This window comes from Pseudomonas sp. PVC-3-1 (assembly GCF_057444315.1).
Genome location: NZ_CM172023.1, coordinates 5,851,215 through 5,867,996, shown reverse-complemented (window position 1 = coordinate 5,867,996; position 16,782 = coordinate 5,851,215). Strand labels below are relative to the sequence as shown.

Below are 16,782 nucleotides of genomic sequence, written 5' to 3'. Positions count from 1 at the left end.
TAAGCCCCTCTCCGGAGGGGCTTTCTTTTGGAGGTTGCAATGAAGATCGGTATCTACGCGCGGGACCACCAGGTTGCCGCTGTGGCCATGAAGCATGGCTTCGAACTGCAGGGCCAGCGCGCACTGTTCCGCTCCCTGCCGGACTACGGTCATGGCTGCATCGAGGACTTCGACCTCGTTGTGATCGTCGGCCTGCGCGGCAAGGGCGCCGACGCGCTGCGTGACTACCAGGAGCGCGACGTGCCGGTCCTTGTCATCGACTACGGCTACCTGAGCCGCGCCACTGCTGACGATGCCGAAGGCTACTGGCAGGTCGGCCTGGGCGGCCTGAACAAGATTCCCGAATTCGAATGCCCGAGCGACCGTTTCGAGGCGCTGGGGCTGGATATCCAGAAGCCTGTGAAAGGCGATGGTCCGGTAATTCTCTGCGGCCAGGTCATCGGCGATGCGGCCCACCAGTTCGACACCGAAGCGAAGCTGGAGGCCTGGGCAGAAACCGTCGAGCACGACGAGTTCCGCGCCCATCCAGCCGCTGGCGGCGATGCCGAACCGCTGGGCGACGTTTTGGCCCGTGCCGGCAAGATCGTCACCTGGAACAGCAACATCGGCCACGACGCACTGCTCGCAGGCGTTCCGGTCGAGGCCCACGGCCCGGCGCCCTATGCCGGCGTTGAGCTCAAGGACCGTGAGGCCTATTTCGCCCGCGTAGCTTACGGCCAATGGACGGTAGCGGAAATGGAGGAGGGCCATGCTGCCGCCTTCGTGCTCGAAAAGCTGCTCGGCCAGCCTGCTGTGGTTGCTCAGGCTGAATTGGTCACGAACACTCTGACCGAGACCGAGACCGAGACCGAGACCGAGACCGAGCAGGCTCTGACTGTCGTCCAGAAGGGCCGCGGTAACTACTCCGTCGTCCGCGCTGATGGCTCAGTCGTAGCGGAAGGCTTGAAGAAGGCTGCCGCTGACGCTCTGGCAAAAGGTAAGGCCTGATCATGGCGCTCGTCATCGAGACTGGCGCCGGCCTGCCGGATGCCGATTCCTTCGCCACCGTGGATGAGCTGGTGCAGTTCGCCAGTGACTACGGCTGGACAATCCCGGATGACACCACCGCGCGTGAGGCGATTCTTCGTCGCGCCGGCGTTGCCATGTGGGCTATGGAATGGGTCGGCACCCAGCTTCATGACGAGCAGGGCCTGCCTTGGCCGCGCTACTACACCGTCCGCCGAGGGTTCATGGCGGATGGCGCTTCACTGCCTCGCAACATCAAGATGGGGCAGATGGCGCTGGCCTGCGAGATTCACCAGGACGACATCGATCCGCCAGAGGCCCGCACCGGTGCAGTCACCGAGGAGCGCGTGGAGGGCGCCGTCGACGTCAAGTACGGCGCCATCAGCGGGTACAAGGCGAAGGCTGCCGCTGGGCGCCAGTCCGATGGTTTCTTCGCCAAGTACACCTTCGGTCCCTACAACGGCCGCCTGGTGCGCGCATGAGTGCCTTCTACGACCGAATGGCTGCCACGGCCCTGCGCCTGATCAGCCGGTTCGGCTCCGAACAGACGCTGCGCGACATCACTCCAGGCGCCTATGACCCGGTGAGTGGTGAAACAACCGGCGACACTGCAATCAGCCAGCCGGCGCAGCTCCTGCTGCTCGATTACACCCTTCAGGAGTCTGGCCAGCAGTACACCGAAGGTTCCGAGATTCGCCAGGGCGACAAGAAGATCATCATCGCCGCCAAGGGACTGGCCTGGCCGCCTGCACTCACCACCCGCATCGACGTCAACGGCGTGCTCTGGCAGATCGTGAACGTCAAGGAAGCGAACCCCGCCGGCACTCCGCTCGTGTACTTCTGCCAGGGGCGCAAGTGATGAGCTTCACGAGTGACACGGACAGAGCGGTCAGGAAGATCATCGACGCCCAGGACAAGATTGCTCGGGCTGCGACCATCGACTTCTTCAGCGGCACCGTGAAGGACACGCCGGTCGATACCGGCCGGGCCCGCGGCAATTGGGTAACGACCGCCGACAAACCTGCTCAGGGCGAGATCAACCGAGAGGACAAGTCGGGATCGGCCGTCATTTCGGAGATCGTCGCCAAGACTCCGGAAGGGGCAGGGCAGGAGACATTCATGTCGAACTCGCTCCCCTACATCGACAAGCTCGAGTACGGCAGCAGCAAGCAAGCCCCGAACGGCATGGTGCGCCGCAATCTGGCGCGCGTGCAGCGCATCGTCGACCAGGCAATCGCCAAGTTCCGAGTCTGACCAATGTCCGAAATCAAGATAAACGCCGCCCTGGTCGCAGGGCTGACGGCGACGGCGCTCGGCATCCCGATGGCCAATGAAGGCAAGAACTTCACGCCGCCAGCGGTAACCCTGCCATGGGCTGCCTGGTTCAACCTGCCGGCCAGCACTGACCCTTCGAGCCTCGGTGTCGGAGGCATGGATGAAACCGTCGGCGTCTTCCAAGTCGACCTGAACTACCCGATGAACGACGGTACCGGGAACATCCTGGCCGCCGTGCAGAAGCTTCGCGACTACTTCGTCGCCGGTCGACGCCTGGTCTACCAGACCCAGTGCGTCCACATCGAGCGCGTCACCCGCAACAACCTCCGGCCTGTCGACGGCTGGCAGCAGATCAACGTCTCCATCTACTACAGCGCCAACACCATCCGCCCGGAGGTATAAACCATGGCCTGCTTCGCCAACGGCTCTGCCGTCAAGCTCTACTACGTCCTCGAGGGCGCGACCAAGACCGCCGCTACAATCAGCGCGACTGCGTCGGACTCTAGCTACAACGACTCCGGCAACGGGTTCCTGACTGCAGGCCTTGGCGTTGGCCAGATCATCACCGTATCCGGCTTCGCCAACGCTGCGAACAACGGCAAGCGCAAAATCGCTACCGCCGCAGCCGGCAAGATCACTGTCACCAACGTCGACGGTTCGGCTGTCACCCTGGTGGACGCTGCGGCCAGCCCGGCGATCACCATCGTTATGGAAGGATCGATTCCGGGTAATCCGCAGTTCAAGCCTATCCGCTTCGTCACCGAAGGCCTCAGCCCGAACATCAACCAGATCGAGTCGGCCGAGATCAACCAGGCCCGCCAGCGTGCGCCGAGCCGCGGCGGCAACTACAGCGTCCAGGGCGAAATCGCCGCCGAGGTGAGCTTTGGCAGTTTCGACGACCTGATCGAGGCGGCATTGCAGGGCACCTGGACCGGCGACGTCCTTATCGTTGGTTCGACCGAGCGCTCCTTCGCCATCCTCGAACGCCATTCCGACATCGGTGCCGACTACATCTACCGCGGCTGCCGCGTGAACACCATGAACATTGCGGCCCCGCTGGGCGACAAAGCCGGCATCACCTTCGGGATGATCGGCACCAAGGCTGAGCCCTATACCATTCCCGGTGGAACCACCTTCGTGCCGGCTACCACCAGCGACATGATGGTCACCACCAACGGCTCCTTCACCGAAGGCGGCCAGGTGATCGCTTACGCCACCGAGTGGAACCTCAGCCTCGATAACGGCATGGAAGCTGCGTTCTCGCTGTTCCAGCGCGAGGCTTACTGCGTCACCAACGGCATTGCTGCCGTCACCGGCACCATGAACGCCTACCTCAAGGACGGCTCCCTGTGGGCCAAGGTGCTGGACGAGACCGAGACCAGCCACATCGTTGTGCTGGAGGAGGGCGCCGATAGCTACACCATCGAGCTGCCGAAGGTTCGCTACACCCAGGGCCAGAAGCAAACCAGCGGCCCTGGCGCGGTGATCCCGCAGTACACCTACTCGGCCGGCTACGACGGCACCACCACCCTGCGAATCACCCGCAGCTAATCTGTAGATTAGATTCCGGGAGCGCTGGGTGTCCTATTGGGGACCTTGGTATCCTCCAGTTTTCAGGGAGGATCTTGGATATGGAGTTAGCGCTTCAAAGCTTTCGAAAGAGCGAACATGCCAAGGCATATGCCATGTCGGAGGCGTTGCTGAGAGATGGGAAGAGAGCGCCATTTCCTGAGGCTGGGTACTACTCTGACCTCAAGAACGAGCCGCTGCACTTTCTGTTGGATGGAAATCTAGTCGCTGTCGCGACGCTGATGATCCATGGGCCAAGTTGCGGCGAGCTCTACAAGTTCTACGTCCATCCATCCTGCAGGGAATTGGGCGTTGGAAAGGCTGCCGCAGTGATGGCAATTGACTACCTCTTTGGCGAGTATGGCCTGGATGAAGTCGGCGTAGAGATGAGCGGTGACTCGCCTGAGTTTTGGTTCAAGATCACTCAGTTGTACGGTGACAGGGCGTTGTGGAACTACACGCATAGCTATTTTCTTAAGCAAGGATTCTCAGCAAGGGACCGCTTCCCTTGGGCATTCGAAAAGGACGCCCGCTAGTAGGTGGCACCCAGCACATAGATAAGGCTCCAAACCCGCTTCGGCGGGTTTTTTATTGCCCGGAGGGCGCATGAGAAAGGAAGACTTCTACACGAAGCCGAACGCCGACAAGGGCGTGAAGATGCAGCTGATGCAGGCCGACGGCAGCCCGTCCGAGCACTGGCTGGTGGTGCGCGGTATCGATTCCGATGCCTTCCGGAAGGTCAAGTTCGAAGGGGCTCGAACTATGCGCGACCTGCCGGCCAGCGCAAGCGACTGGGACCGCGCTACGGCACGCGATGAGACTGTCATGGACAGCCTTGTAGCGCTCATTGCCGACTGGTCTTTCGAAGAGGATTGCACTCCGGAGGCTGTGCGGGAGTTCCTCACTAACGCACCCCATATCGCGGATGCCGTAGATAGCGCAGCCGCGGACCGCTCCCGTTTTTTCGGGATCGCCTCGGAGCCCTCGAGCGGCACGCCGAAGCAGAGCTAAAGCTCCTCAAGCGCGCTCCGGGCTCGAAGCGCACGACTCGTGAGCACCTGGAGCAGATCGCCAGAGTCATCGGCGAGCAGCCGCCAGAACTCCAGACGCCTCCAATCCCCGACGAACTCGCCTACCTGCTGGGCGTTTTCTTCCAGATTCGCCGATCTCCCGATCCGCTCACCTACACCGAACTGCGCAACTGGTCGCTGATGACCCATCAGGAGCTCGATCCCCTGGAGGTCGAAGCGATCATGCGTCTCGACGCCATCGCCACCAAGGTTCGACACAATGACTGAATACGCCCGTCTAGTGCTGGCGGTGGACTCTACGTCCGCCAGAAAGGCGACTGACGATCTTTCCGTGCTTGGCGTGCAATCAGGGAAAACCGAGAAGGCCACGGACGCGCTGACCAACTCCTTCTCAGGGCTGGGGAAGGTCCTTGCTGCGGTGGGCGCCGGCGTGGCTATCCGGGCCATCATTCGGGCGTCGGACCAATACGGCCAGATGGCTGCGCGGATTCGGATGGCGACCTCATCGACCGAGGAATACACCAAGGTTCAGGATCGCCTGCTGCAGACCGCAAACGCCACGTACCGCCCGCTGAATGAGGCCCAGGAGGTCTACATCCGGACGGCGGATGCCATCCGCACGTTGGGCTACAACACCGACGACGCTCTGGATATCACGGACAGCTTCAGCTTCCTGTTGGTGACCAACGCCGCCTCGGCGGACAAGGCCTCGTCTGCCATCGACGCCTATTCGAAGGCCATACAGACCGGCAAGGTCGAGTCTGACGGCTGGCAGTCGATCCTGGCGGCGATGCCGACCATCGTGAACGACCTGGCCGCGGCAACCGGACGCTCCACTGCGGACATTCGCAAGCTCGGTATTGAAGGGAAGCTGAGCCTGGCTGCGCTGAACGAGGCGCTGCGGCAGTCGAGGGACAGCAACGAAGAACTTGCTGCCGCGATGGAAACCTCTGTCCAGGACGCCACCACTGCGCTCGGCAATTCCTTCCAGGTATTCGTCGGCAAAGTCAACGAGACCTCCAAGGCTTCGGGAATCCTGACCGAGAACATCGGCGAGATGTCTGAGGCGCTCCAAGACCCTGAGACCATTAAGGCGGCGCAGGACTTGGCTGCCGGCGTCGTTTCGGCTCTGAACGAGATCATCAAGGGCGTCCGCGAAACCGTTGGTATTGTGAAGTGGGGTGCCGAGAGCATCGCCGCGGCGCTTGGTGGGGCAGCTTCCGATGACGTTGTGCGCCTGCAGGATCAGCTGGAAACCTACCAGTCGATGCTGGACAACCCGCTGAAGCGGCTCCGTATTGGGGGCAAGGGTCAGGCGTTCGCCTACTTCAACGAGGACGAGATCAAGCAGAACATCGAGCTGACTCAAAAGCAGATCGATGCTTTCTGGAAGGCGCAGGAGGAGCGCAAGCCTAACCTTCCAGAGCCAGTCCCCGAGCAGAAGGTCGACAGAAAAGAAAAGGCCAAGGTAGAGGCCGAAGCCGCAGCTGCGCCGTCCAAGGCGAAGCGCGCGGCGATGACGGATGAGCAGCGCGCAGCGAACCAACTCGCAACTGCCTACAAGAACGTCGAGAAGAGCCTCGCTCAGCAGGTGGCGCTGTTTGGCCAATCCACCGAGGTTGCCAGGGTCAAGTACGACCTTGAGAACGGAGAGCTCTCCAAGCTCAACGCCCAGCAGAAGCAGCATCTGCTCGACCTCGCCACCGAACTGGACGCCAAGCAGGACTTGGTGGACCAGGACAACATCCGCCTCGCGATACTGCAGGAGACCGGACAGCTCCAGGACGCGAACGACATGCAGTTTGAGCTCGACTACGCGAAGAAGATCGCGCAGTACGAGACACAGGGCAACGTTGCGGCCCTGCAGCGCCTGGAAACGCTGAAGCAGATCCGCGAAGTCGCCAGCAAGTCGGAGGTAGAGAAAGGAACTGTTGAGGGCGTCACCAAGGCACCCAAGGTCGGAAACCTAGACGCCAGTGTTGGTGGCGCCAACAGCGAAATGGCTCGCCTCGAGGAGGAAGCCCAGGAACTTGAAGTCTGGCGGAAAACCGAACTGGAGAAGCAGAAGGCCTTCCTCGATGCCAAGGCCATCAACGAGCAGACCTACAACGAGCGGGTCGACTCGATTAATCAGCAGGGCAGGGACGGCCAGTCGAAGATTGAGAAGTCGAAGAATCAGGCGCTGCTCGACAGCAGCCAGCAGTTCTTCGGCGAGATGGCGACCCTCAGTCAATCTGGAAACAAGAAGCTCGGAACAATCGGCAAGGCTGCGGCGATCGCGCAGGCTACCGTCTCTGGCTTCCTTGCCATCCAGAACGCCCTGGCTGTTCCTCCTTACCCGGTAGGTCTGGCACTGGCCGTGTCAGCCGGCGTGATGACCGCAGCGAACATCGCCAGCATCGCGGGCGTTGGCTTCAAGACTGGCGGTTACACCGGCGATGGTGGCGTGAACGATGTCGCTGGCGTGGTACACGGGAAGGAGTTCGTCTTCGACGCAGCAGCGGTCTCGCGGATCGGCGTGGACAACCTCGAAGCAATGCGCCGCGGTCAGAGCCCTGACCCTGTCAGCCCTGGACAGACCTTCAATCAGCAGCGCTCGACGACCGTGAACATCAACCTCAACGGCGCCAACGACTCCAAGGGGATGCGCGAGTCGACCGCGCGCATGGGCCGCCGCGTCGTTAGCGCGGTCACCAAAGCCAACAGGTACGCATGATGAGCCAGTTCCTGGAAGAGCGCCTGGCCGAGAACATCGACTATGGCAGCGGGTTTGGGGCTGGTTTCGCCGTAACGCCTATCACAACTGCCGATGGCAGCGAGTTCCGACCGCTCAAGCACCCCTATATCAAGGCATCCATGACGATCGAGTTCGAGCGCCAGACGAACTTCATCATTAGTGAGATCGTTGACCTCAACAACCGCGCCGGCGGCACCTATCGCGGGTTCAGGGTCATGCACCCGGCCGACTACTCCACCAACAACTACCGCGGCGTGCCGACTGCATTCGACCAGCCAATGATCCTGGTCAATCCGACCGTACCTGGCGTCTATCAGCTAATGCGCTGGTACGGCGACAGTTCGGACGCTTCCTGCATTCGCCGTCGCATCCGGAAGCCGGTTGCCGGCACTGTAAAGGTTGGCGTGCATGGCGCTGCCTTCCCGGCAGCCCAGTGGAGCGTCGACAACACAACCGGCATCGTGACCATGGCGGCGAACAAGACCGGCACCATCACGAACATCACCAAGGGCTCAACGACGATCATCACGGTCGCGAACAGCATGGCCGTTGGCGAGTCGGTTCTGATCGCCAATGTTGTCGGGATGACCCAGATTAACGGGATGCGTGCGGCTATTACGGCCGCCAGCGGCACCTCGGTTACGGTCGCCATCAACTCCACCGGTTTCAGCAACTACGCCAGCGGCGGCACGCTGAACAGCGCTCCGCAGGCAGGCGAGTCGGTCACCGCCGGATGTGAATTTGACATCCCCATGCGCTTCACCGACGACCTCAGCAGCCGCTTCTCCAACTGGGACACGATCGACGCCGGGAATATCGACGTCATCGAGATCTTCAACCCATAACGTCACATACACCGGCGAGACGCTATTGGCGCACTAACAGGATCTCAATGGCGAGCTGAAGGACGACCAGCACAGCGTGATGACCGCGCAGACCATCAAGCACTTCCGTCAGCGCATCATCGACTTCGAGCGCCGCGCCCTGACCCAGAAGCGCTAACCTTTCCCCACCTGAAAAGCAAAAGCCCCGGGCGCTCGCAACGCCCAGGGCTTTCTGTTTCAACCCCATGACTATCCCATGAGGAGAACTTGATTGGATTCTAGCAAGATCATACGAGAGGTGCGAATGATGGCGGACAAGCTGCCGGCCCTGAGGTTCTGGGGAATTTGGCTGATTCTCCTCATCGCCGCTGCAGGCTATGCAGCAGGCAATATCCCCTGGGACAAGATCCTCTAACCCACTCGCAACCCCTTCCGACAAATAGCCCGCCCAGTGCGGGCTTTGTCGTTTCTGGAGCCCTATGAAGCCACACGTTGCCGACTGGTCGACGAAGGTACGCTGCGCCCGGATCGTGGCTCAGGACGGGACCACCGTGCGCATCACTGAGCATCCTGTCGATCTCGTGATGAGCAATGGCCAGGTATACCGATGCGACACAGGTTACGAATTCACCGGGCAGGATGATCAGGCCGATGCGGCGCCAGGTAGCTTCGATCTGACCGGCATCCTCGATCATGGCATCACTCGCGATCAGCTCGGCAGCGGGGTGTTCGATAACGCTCGCATCTACTCCTTCGCCACAAGCTGGACGATCCCCGTAGAGGATGAGGAGCCAAGCCCCTTGGCTTTCCTTGGGCGGACAACTCTGAGCGACAGCACCTATTCGACAGAGGTCATGTCAGCCAAGGATGTTCTCAGTCAAGAAATGGGGCGCGTCTATGCACCTTCATGCCCCTGGACACTGTTCGATCGGCATCTGGGCGAGGGTTTGATTGCGTCTTCACGCAGTCGTTGTATCGGTCCTAGATCAAATCCGGATGGCCCTGACATCGATGCGTACAAAGTGCTCGGCGCCATCACGTCTGTTTCTAGCCAAACCCAGTTCCAGGATACCGGTCGTACCGAGGCAGATGATTACTTCACGGCGGGAGAGATCCTCTTCCTGACTGGGCCTAATGCTGGATTGGCACCGATCAAGATCAAACGGAGCACCGCGGGAGGTCAGTTCTATCTGCACGGTGGTACCTACTACATGCCGCAGGTGGGCGATACCTACGAGATGATCCCTGGTTGCAGGAAGCGCATCGAGGACTGCAAGGCGTTTGGGAACATCGTGAACTTCGGCGGCCAGCCTTATGTGCCGACCGCATCCGAATACACCCAGGTGGGGAGAGGCTCATGAAACGAGCGGATGTAGTTGCCGCGGCGATGAGCGTCTTGCGCACGCCTTTCCGTCACCAGGGCAGGGTACCTGGCGTCGGCCTAGATTGCGTCGGTCTGTATATCCACGTCTGCAGCATTTTAGGCGTCGAGTGCATCGATACCACAGGCTACGCGCGCGACCCGTATGACGGGACGCTGGAGCGCGAACTAGATCGACAGCCGTGTCTTGAGCGGATCAATCCAGATGAAGCCAGGGCTGGCGATTTACTAGCCATGCGCATCAGCAAGGCCCCTCAACACATTGCCCTGCATGCCGGCTTTATCGGCGGACATCCCTACATCATCCATTCAAGCGAAGAGGCAGGCTATGTCTGCCATCACCGTGTCGATTCGACATGGCGGCATCGCATCCTTACGGCCTATCGATTCCGAGACGTTGAAGAATGAGCCTCAGCGCGCAGCTGTTCGGACGCGATTCGTTTATTCACCGCGCCACGAATGTCCTTGGTCTGGGTATCCCGACCTGGCTGGATAAGAAGTTCGGCCCTAAGGATGTCTCGACGTCTCCAACCATACCCACTGTTCAGGACAGCGCCTACGGAAATCCAATCCCGCACTTCTATGCAATGTATGGGACTTCTGGGAACGTCATCTGGCTGAAGGGCGGGAAGCTCGACTACACCGTCAAGAAGAAGAAGTCCGGCGGCAAGGGTGGTGGCTCTAGTTCTGCTCAACCCGTGTACAGCTACTTCGCAACCTTCGCCTTGGCGCTTGGGGAAGGTGAAATTTCCGGCATTCGCCGTATCTGGTGCTCTGACAAGCTGATCTACAACGCCGGTAGTGATGACCTTGAAACCATCGTCGCGAGTAACCAGTCCGCCAAGGGGTGGGTTCTCTATCGCGGTACTGACGACCAGCTCCCAGACCCAGATATGCAGGCCGACAAAGGAGTTGAGAATACTCCGGCTTACCGTGGTCTCGCCTACATCAAGTTCAAGCGATTCGCGCTAAAGAACTATGGCGATTCGCTCGCCGGCAGCCAGTTCAAGGTTGAGGTAGTTCGGGCGAACAGCTTTGAGGTGATAGCAAGTGAGGGGCCTTCCCTGAACTTTGCAACATGGCGTGATGTTGCGGTCAGTGCATCTGCGTTTTGCGCCATCGCAACGTCAGTTGCTTACGTTGGCATCAGCTATGACGGGAAAACCTGGCGCCAAGTAGCACTGCCGGAAACTTCAACCTGGCGCTCCATTGGATATGGAGCTCCGGGCTTTGTGATTCTCTCGCAAAGTGGGAGAGGGGCGTTTTCCAGCACGGGAGAGGCATGGGTTTCGTTCGCGCTACCCGCGAGTGCAGAGTTTGTGCGCGTAGCCTGGAGTGGTGTTTCGTATGCAACTGTAGCTGCGAATACAGCTATTGCGATGGTATCCCCTGACGGCAGAACCTGGGTTTCTAAATCTTTGCCTGCTTCGAGAAACTGGTCCGGCATCGCCTACGGAGCAGGGAAGTACATAGCTGTAGCGTTGCTCACCAATAAGTATGCGGTCTCGTATGACGAGGGTGAAACTTGGGTTGAGAAAACACTGCCAATTACCGGAAGTTTCAGCGGAGTCGCCTATAACGACGAAGTCTTCTGCATCATCACGAGTGGCAACAGTAATTTTCTGGTGTCAGAGGATGGAGAGACGTGGACTGCAGTACCTGCTCCTGGTGGCGCCACTCTGAGAGACTGGCTGGATATCTCTGCGGATAGTGGAGTGTTCGCCCTAGCCGATGGCACTTCAAGCCAGCCGACGAACTATGTTGGCTTCTCTGGCGACGGGGTGAATTGGGATCTTGACGTTGTCCAGCATGAGACTTGGCAGGGAGTCGCGAATATTGGCAACAGCATGGTTGCCGTCGCTCCTGGTTTGAGGAGTGTCTGTGCAGTTCGTCGCGTCTCTCCTGACTCCGAGACTTTGGCCGATGTGATCTCAGCGGAGGTCAGCCTAACCAATTTCCTTGGGCCGGCTGATATCGATGTTTCAATGCTCACCCAGAGTGTCCGGGGATACAAGGTAGTTGGCGGTTCACCGCGCTCAGTCATTGAGGAACTGCAGTCCGCCTATCGATTCGACGTTCGCATGCATGGGTATTCGATTCAGTTCGTGCCTCGAGGGCAGGCGTCTGCGGTTTCTATCCCGTGGGGCGATCTCGCCGCCACCGATGGCGACGAGATCGGTGATTCGCTTCCCTATACTCGGGAAATGGACTCCCAGCTCCCGCAGAAGATAACTGTCTCTGGCGTCAGTGCTGATCGTGAGTATGCTTCGTCGTCGCAGTACTACGAGCGCATTGGCACAAATGCCGTCAACTCTGAATCTGTCGACCTGGGTCTGGTCCTGACTGATGACGAAGAGGCGCAGATCGCGGAGGTTCTCTGCGAGTTGCGCTGGCTGGAGCGCGATGAGTTCTCGTTTGATCTGCCACCAACCTACCAGGCGCTCGAACCCGCTGACGTTGTAACGGTCAGCGCGAAGTTTGGAACCTTCGATCTGCGCCTGACCGAGGTTAGCAGTCAGGCAAATGGGATAGTTTCCTGCAAGGCCTTCCCAAACAACATTGGGCTCTATACCAGCGTTGCAGTCGGTGCGCCGGCTCCTGGTCCTGATGGAACCATCGGAGTAGAAGGCCCCACCTTCATGGCGCTGGTAGATGGCCCGATGATCTATGAGGACGTGCAGAACGCTCCTGGCTTCTCTACTGCAACGGCTGGCTACACCGGTGGATGGCCTGGGGCTGTTCTGGTCCGCTCGAACGACCAAGGCCAGACCTGGGTCGATCTGCAGGGTTACGACGCGCCTGGAACTGTCGGCACTTGCCGTGACCTGCTAGCGGTCAACTCGGGCGCTTTGTTTGACCTCGGGGGAAGTCTGCGCGTCGACATGATCGCCGGCGAGCTTGAAAGCATCACGGAAAGCCAGATGCTCGAAGGCGGGAACATGGCGCTTTACGGCGCTGATGGTCGATGGGAGGTGATCCGCTTCCAGAACGCGACTCTGCAGACTGACGGATCCTACATCCTGACCAAGTTCGTGCGAGGCGACAAAGGAACGGAGTGGGCGACGGGTTTGCACCTGGCCGGCGATGTTCTTGTGATGGCGGCTGATCCTGACAATGCCTTTGTCGGATCTCCAGTAGAGTCGATTGGCCTGCAACGAACCTATCGAGCAGTGACGTCCGGCGCCTCGATTGACTCCGCAGCTGACCTGTCATTCACCTACCGCGGCGTAAATCTGAAGCCGCTCTCTCCGGCCTATCCCTTTGGCAGCAGGAACTCGTCCAGCGATCTCGCCGTGAGCTTCACTCGCCGCAGCCGGTTCTCGTCGAGTTGGTGGATTACCGGTGTACCTGCACTAGTTGGTGAGGCGAGCGAGGCCTACCAGGTCGATGTCATGTCCGGATCAACAGTGAAGCGGACAATCAGCATCACCAGCCCTTCATTCACTTACACCGCCGCTGATCAGACGACCGACTTCGGCTCGCCACAAGCCTCAATCACCCTTCGAATCTACCAGGTGTCGGCGACCGTAGGTCGCGGATACCCCCTGGAGGTCATCCTGTGAGCAATACCCCAAAGCTGAAGATCCAGGAACTGGCCAACAGCGCCAATCAGAATCTGGTGGTCAACAGCAGCGCCTTCTCCATTCTCGACGTACTGGTCGACAAGACAGTGAAGAGTAGGGGCGTCAACACTCCTCCTGGCAGCCCGGCGGATGGAGACGCCTACATTGTCGGTAGTAGCCCAACAGGCTTGTGGAGTGGGAAGGCGGCACAGATAGCGTATTGGCGTACCTCGGCTGGTGTATGGCAGTTCATCGTTCCGCTCGAGGGTTGGGCTGTTCGCGTTCAAGATGACGACGATGCCAACGGGGCCCCCAAGGAGTACATCTACACCGGCTCAGCCTGGACTCTGCCTGACCTGACCGGCGGCGCAACGGGCATGACCATCAGCTCGAAGAGCGCCGCGTACACGCTGGTTCTGGCGGACGCCAACACTGGCATTCTCCACCCGAGTGCCGACACCACTGCACGCACGTTCACGATTCCAGCTAACGCATCGGTGGCGTTCCCGGTCGGCACCATGATCTCGTTCTTCAATCAGAACGCCGCCGGCGTTGTGACTATCGCGATCACCACGGACACTATGCGCCTGGCAGGCGCCGGGACTACCGGCAGCAGAACCCTCGCGGCGAACGGCGTAGCGACAGCGATCAAGCTCACCAGCACCGAGTGGATGATCAGCGGGGTCAACCTGACATGAACCCGCATCAGGCTCTATTGATGAGCTACCAAGGGGCTGGCAATGCGATGTCGGTTGTTGCTGGGTCGACGGTGTACCCAGCTTCATCAGCCACCTCTGTAAGCCCGACGGTGCCGGCCGGTGCATCTGTCGGTGACCTGCTGCTCGCATTCGTGGTGACGTTCTACCCGATAACGTCAGCTCCGGCGGGTTGGACTCTGGTCGATTCGCAGATCAACCCGTTCTCCGGGGGCGGCCTGAATACAACGCTGAGCATTTACTCGAAGACGGCAGTGTCTGGCGATATCAACGCATCAATCACCTTCACCTACGGCACCGCACAGGTTTCCGGCGCGTGTGTGCTAGCCATCCACAAGGCCAACTCGACAACGGCCACAGTTGGTAGCACCACAAAGAGTACCCAGGATCTTTCGGGCGTGACGTTTGCCGCAGCAGCAATAACGGCGACGGCCGGGCAGATGATCATTGCTTCACAGTGCGCCATCTATGCGCTAACGGGCGGCGCCACCATCTACACGGTTCCGTCTGGCCTGACGCAGCACACGCCAACCTCGATCAACGAGAACAGGCTCAGCGTGGGGTCAAAGGTCAGCGCCACCGGGGAGTCGTTCAGTGGGAACTTCAGCAACAACGGCTATGGCGGCACCGTCACCCAAGAGGTTTCATCCATCTCCCTGGTAATCAGCCCATGACGCCACTCACCGAAGCGCAGCTTCTGCGCATCTACCCCAACGCCAGCCAGAGAGCTGGCGTTGTCATTTCTGGAGTCTGACGATGGACCTACGCACCGTTCGCCGCTCGATCATCGAGCCGGCCTTTTTGCTGCTGCCTGCGAAGATGGAAAGCCCGCAGGCGGTCGTCATGCTGCTGGCCATCGGGCTGCAGGAGTCGCGATTCACCTACCGCCGCCAGATGGGCGACGGCCCCGCGAAGTCGTTCTGGCAGGCAGAGCAGGGCGGCGGCATGGTCACCGGCCTGCTGCGCTACCGCATCCAGGACGTCCGCGACCTGGCAACCGACCTGTGTGCCGTGCGTGGCGTTGCCCCAGCTGCGCCGGATGTGTGGAACGCCATCGAGCACGACGACGTGCTGGCCGCCGGCCTGGCGCGCCTGCTGCTGTTCACCGATCCGGCCCGGCTGCCTGCACTGGGTGACGAGGCCGGCGCCTGGGATCTGTACCTGCGAACCTGGCGCCCCGGCAAGCCCCGGCCGAAGGAGTGGCCAGAGAACTACGCGGCGGCGCTGGAGGCTATCCAGTGACTGGCGGGTGGAAAGCTGCCGCGCTGGTGCTCGCTGCTGCCCTGCTGGTCGGCTTGGGTGTCGCCGGCGGATGGATATCCAATGGCTGGAGGCTTGGTCAAAAGATCGAGCAGCAGCAGGCCGCTTTTCAGGCTGACCTGAGCACGATCAATCTAGCGGTCGCCAAGGCTCAGCAGGAAGCCAACGAACAACGCCAGGCGCTCGCGAAGGCAATCCAGCAGGATTCCGCTACCCGATATGAGGAGTACACCGATGCCCAGCATAAGAACGCTCAGCTTCATGCTGATCTGCTCACTGCTCAGCGCCGGCTGTCAGTCAAGGTCAGTGGTTGCAGTACCGCAGCCCAAGTGCCCATTACCTCCGGCGCCGGAGGCGTGGATTATGCGGCCGGTCGAGCCGACCTTGACCCAAGAGACTCTGCAACTCTTCTCGGGATCGTCAACCGAGGGGACGACGCCATCCGGCAACTGAGGGCATGCCAGGCATACGTCCGTGTAATATCCGGCGATCGAATAGGAAGGTAACAATATGTCATTCAAAGAAAAGCTGGAGATTTTCAAATCCCTTTCGCAGAGCTTCTCGGTCCTGGCCATCCCAGTCCTGGTGGCTTACATGGGGTGGAGCATTCAGGCCGAGATGAAGGGTAGCGAGGTCAGGAAGGACTTTGTTCAGATGGCCATCGGCATAATGGCTCAGCCGGCAGAAACGGATCAGCAGCGGCTGCTGAGAGAGTGGGCATCGCGATTGCTGGCCGAATTGTCTCCAGTGCCATTTAAGCGGGACGAGATGCATGCCTTACAGGAAAAGCCAATTCGGATAGAAATCCCAGTTCCCGTGCCCTGCAATCCGCCGGTGGTGAAAGAGCCTATATGGGCGACTTCCACTCTCAAGATTGAGGATGGTTTGGAAGCGAAGGTGAGAGCTCTTCTTGCGGAGAAGCTTCAGCGCCAAGGTTACGAGGCACAGCTACTGGCGGCGCTTGACGCTTGTCGTAGTTAACACCGTTCGATCAGGCCGGCGGCCTGCTGGTCATGTACAAGGCCTCGCGCAGCCACCTAGAAAAGTTGGTCAACCAGGTTGAGCCCGAGCCGCGCACGGTGCGCGTAGAGGTGCCGGTAGCCGTACCGTGCCGCGCGCCGGCAGTGGAGGTGCCGACCTGGGCGACGTCTTCGCTGCAGAAAGGCGACAGCCTACAGACGAAGGTGCGCGCGCTGCTGGCAGAGCTGGAGCAGCGGAAGGGATATGAAGTGCAACTGCTCGCGGCACTGCAGGCTTGCCAATAAAAAAGGCCGCCATGGAGCAGTTTGCTCTGGCGGCCCACAAGGAGTGCAATTGCGTGCAAGCAATTGCACGCAAATTGTAAGGCCATTATGCCGAATGGCACAAACGAGAAGCCCCGCGTTGCAGCGCAGGGCTTCAGGACTTCAGGACAGGGGATT

20 protein-coding genes and 1 pseudogene are annotated in these 16,782 nt (G+C 60.1%); all 21 read left to right on the top strand.

All coding sequences use genetic code 11. The annotated features are described in order from the left end of the window. Positions 1-39 precede the first annotated feature (39 nt). Entirely contained in the window at positions 40-987 is a 948-nt protein-coding gene (locus tag AC2T4A_RS27020) for a hypothetical protein (protein ID WP_486742215.1), read from the top strand. A gap of 2 nt (positions 988-989) precedes the next feature. Beyond that, entirely contained in the window at positions 990-1,487 is a 498-nt protein-coding gene (locus AC2T4A_RS27015; RefSeq protein WP_486742214.1) for a DnaT-like ssDNA-binding protein, read from the top strand. Then, positions 1,484-1,864: a hypothetical protein gene (locus AC2T4A_RS27010; protein WP_486742213.1), complete on the top strand. Its 381-nt coding sequence runs from the start codon at positions 1,484-1,486 to the stop codon at positions 1,862-1,864. The genes AC2T4A_RS27015 and AC2T4A_RS27010 overlap by 4 nt, the downstream gene beginning before the upstream one ends. Then, positions 1,864-2,259 (top strand): HK97 gp10 family phage protein, encoded by a 396-nt coding sequence (locus AC2T4A_RS27005; RefSeq protein ID WP_486742212.1) that lies wholly within the window; start codon positions 1,864-1,866, stop codon positions 2,257-2,259. The genes AC2T4A_RS27010 and AC2T4A_RS27005 overlap by 1 nt, the downstream gene beginning before the upstream one ends. Positions 2,260-2,262: 3 nt before the next feature. Then, positions 2,263-2,682, top strand: coding sequence for a phage tail terminator-like protein (locus AC2T4A_RS27000; RefSeq protein WP_486742211.1), 420 nt, complete (start codon positions 2,263-2,265; stop codon positions 2,680-2,682). A gap of 3 nt (positions 2,683-2,685) precedes the next feature. Continuing rightward, positions 2,686-3,831 carry a phage tail tube protein gene (locus AC2T4A_RS26995; protein ID WP_486742210.1) on the top strand — a complete coding sequence of 382 codons (1,146 nt, stop codon included), beginning with the start codon at positions 2,686-2,688 and terminating at the stop codon, positions 3,829-3,831. Between the two features lie 80 nt (positions 3,832-3,911). Further along, the gene (locus AC2T4A_RS26990; RefSeq protein ID WP_486742209.1) at positions 3,912-4,385 is read left to right on the top strand and encodes a GNAT family N-acetyltransferase; all 474 of its coding nucleotides are present in this window, start codon (positions 3,912-3,914) and stop codon (positions 4,383-4,385) included. Between the two features lie 70 nt (positions 4,386-4,455). Then, the gene (locus AC2T4A_RS26985; RefSeq protein ID WP_486742208.1) at positions 4,456-4,860 is read left to right on the top strand and encodes a phage tail assembly chaperone; all 405 of its coding nucleotides are present in this window, start codon (positions 4,456-4,458) and stop codon (positions 4,858-4,860) included. A 47-nt stretch (positions 4,861-4,907) separates the two neighbouring features. Then, complete coding sequence (locus AC2T4A_RS26980; protein ID WP_486743736.1) at positions 4,908-5,147, top strand: phage tail assembly chaperone; 240 nt, start codon at positions 4,908-4,910, stop codon at positions 5,145-5,147. Continuing rightward, positions 5,140-7,596 carry a tape measure protein gene (locus AC2T4A_RS26975; RefSeq protein ID WP_486742207.1) on the top strand — a complete coding sequence of 819 codons (2,457 nt, stop codon included), beginning with the start codon at positions 5,140-5,142 and terminating at the stop codon, positions 7,594-7,596. Before AC2T4A_RS26980 ends, AC2T4A_RS26975 begins: the two co-directional genes overlap by 8 nt. After that, positions 7,596-8,462 carry a DUF2460 domain-containing protein gene (locus AC2T4A_RS26970; RefSeq protein WP_486742206.1) on the top strand — a complete coding sequence of 289 codons (867 nt, stop codon included), beginning with the start codon at positions 7,596-7,598 and terminating at the stop codon, positions 8,460-8,462. Before AC2T4A_RS26975 ends, AC2T4A_RS26970 begins: the two co-directional genes overlap by 1 nt. 40 nt (positions 8,463-8,502) lie before the next feature. Further along, a pseudogene (zipA, locus tag AC2T4A_RS26965) lies at positions 8,503-8,619 on the top strand (cell division protein ZipA); the annotation flags it as partial. Positions 8,620-8,920: 301 nt separating this feature from the next. Next, positions 8,921-9,802, top strand: coding sequence for a DUF2163 domain-containing protein (locus AC2T4A_RS26960; RefSeq protein ID WP_486742205.1), 882 nt, complete (start codon positions 8,921-8,923; stop codon positions 9,800-9,802). Then, positions 9,799-10,230, top strand: coding sequence for a C40 family peptidase (locus AC2T4A_RS26955; RefSeq protein WP_486742204.1), 432 nt, complete (start codon positions 9,799-9,801; stop codon positions 10,228-10,230). The genes AC2T4A_RS26960 and AC2T4A_RS26955 overlap by 4 nt, the downstream gene beginning before the upstream one ends. After that, positions 10,227-13,385 carry a phage tail protein gene (locus AC2T4A_RS26950; RefSeq protein WP_486742203.1) on the top strand — a complete coding sequence of 1,053 codons (3,159 nt, stop codon included), beginning with the start codon at positions 10,227-10,229 and terminating at the stop codon, positions 13,383-13,385. The genes AC2T4A_RS26955 and AC2T4A_RS26950 overlap by 4 nt, the downstream gene beginning before the upstream one ends. Continuing rightward, positions 13,382-14,083, top strand: coding sequence for a DUF2793 domain-containing protein (locus tag AC2T4A_RS26945; protein ID WP_486742202.1), 702 nt, complete (start codon positions 13,382-13,384; stop codon positions 14,081-14,083). The genes AC2T4A_RS26950 and AC2T4A_RS26945 overlap by 4 nt, the downstream gene beginning before the upstream one ends. Then, positions 14,080-14,775 carry a hypothetical protein gene (locus tag AC2T4A_RS26940; RefSeq protein ID WP_486742201.1) on the top strand — a complete coding sequence of 232 codons (696 nt, stop codon included), beginning with the start codon at positions 14,080-14,082 and terminating at the stop codon, positions 14,773-14,775. Before AC2T4A_RS26945 ends, AC2T4A_RS26940 begins: the two co-directional genes overlap by 4 nt. Positions 14,776-14,857: 82 nt before the next feature. Continuing rightward, positions 14,858-15,343, top strand: a complete 486-nt coding sequence (locus AC2T4A_RS26935; protein ID WP_486742200.1) for a hypothetical protein — start codon at positions 14,858-14,860, stop codon at positions 15,341-15,343. Then, complete coding sequence (locus tag AC2T4A_RS26930) at positions 15,340-15,867, top strand: lysis system i-spanin subunit Rz (RefSeq protein WP_486742199.1); 528 nt, start codon at positions 15,340-15,342, stop codon at positions 15,865-15,867. Before AC2T4A_RS26935 ends, AC2T4A_RS26930 begins: the two co-directional genes overlap by 4 nt. Before the next feature lie 4 nt (positions 15,868-15,871). Next, a complete protein-coding gene (locus AC2T4A_RS26925) occupies positions 15,872-16,342 on the top strand; it encodes a hypothetical protein (RefSeq protein ID WP_486742198.1) in 471 nt (156 codons plus the stop codon). A gap of 32 nt (positions 16,343-16,374) precedes the next feature. Next, entirely contained in the window at positions 16,375-16,626 is a 252-nt protein-coding gene (locus tag AC2T4A_RS26920) for a hypothetical protein (protein ID WP_486742197.1), read from the top strand. Positions 16,627-16,782: the final 156 nt, after the last annotated feature.

Excerpts from the sequence above, each read along its gene's own strand:
- AC2T4A_RS27020 (WP_486742215.1), top strand. The coding sequence starts at position 40 with ATGAAGATCGGTATCTACGCGCGGGACCACCAGGTTGCCGCTGTGGCC.
- AC2T4A_RS27015 (WP_486742214.1), top strand. The coding sequence starts at position 990 with ATGGCGCTCGTCATCGAGACTGGCGCCGGCCTGCCGGATGCCGATTCC.
- AC2T4A_RS27010 (WP_486742213.1), top strand. The coding sequence starts at position 1,484 with ATGAGTGCCTTCTACGACCGAATGGCTGCCACGGCCCTGCGCCTGATC.
- AC2T4A_RS27005 (WP_486742212.1), top strand. The coding sequence starts at position 1,864 with ATGAGCTTCACGAGTGACACGGACAGAGCGGTCAGGAAGATCATCGAC.
- AC2T4A_RS27000 (WP_486742211.1), top strand. The coding sequence starts at position 2,263 with ATGTCCGAAATCAAGATAAACGCCGCCCTGGTCGCAGGGCTGACGGCG.
- AC2T4A_RS26995 (WP_486742210.1), top strand. The coding sequence starts at position 2,686 with ATGGCCTGCTTCGCCAACGGCTCTGCCGTCAAGCTCTACTACGTCCTC.
- AC2T4A_RS26990 (WP_486742209.1), top strand. The coding sequence starts at position 3,912 with ATGGAGTTAGCGCTTCAAAGCTTTCGAAAGAGCGAACATGCCAAGGCA.
- AC2T4A_RS26985 (WP_486742208.1), top strand. The coding sequence starts at position 4,456 with ATGAGAAAGGAAGACTTCTACACGAAGCCGAACGCCGACAAGGGCGTG.
- AC2T4A_RS26975 (WP_486742207.1), top strand. The coding sequence starts at position 5,140 with ATGACTGAATACGCCCGTCTAGTGCTGGCGGTGGACTCTACGTCCGCC.
- AC2T4A_RS26970 (WP_486742206.1), top strand. The coding sequence starts at position 7,596 with ATGAGCCAGTTCCTGGAAGAGCGCCTGGCCGAGAACATCGACTATGGC.
- AC2T4A_RS26960 (WP_486742205.1), top strand. The coding sequence starts at position 8,921 with ATGAAGCCACACGTTGCCGACTGGTCGACGAAGGTACGCTGCGCCCGG.
- AC2T4A_RS26955 (WP_486742204.1), top strand. The coding sequence starts at position 9,799 with ATGAAACGAGCGGATGTAGTTGCCGCGGCGATGAGCGTCTTGCGCACG.
- AC2T4A_RS26950 (WP_486742203.1), top strand. The coding sequence starts at position 10,227 with ATGAGCCTCAGCGCGCAGCTGTTCGGACGCGATTCGTTTATTCACCGC.
- AC2T4A_RS26940 (WP_486742201.1), top strand. The coding sequence starts at position 14,080 with ATGAACCCGCATCAGGCTCTATTGATGAGCTACCAAGGGGCTGGCAAT.
- AC2T4A_RS26935 (WP_486742200.1), top strand. The coding sequence starts at position 14,858 with ATGGACCTACGCACCGTTCGCCGCTCGATCATCGAGCCGGCCTTTTTG.
- AC2T4A_RS26925 (WP_486742198.1), top strand. The coding sequence starts at position 15,872 with ATGTCATTCAAAGAAAAGCTGGAGATTTTCAAATCCCTTTCGCAGAGC.
- AC2T4A_RS26920 (WP_486742197.1), top strand. The coding sequence starts at position 16,375 with ATGTACAAGGCCTCGCGCAGCCACCTAGAAAAGTTGGTCAACCAGGTT.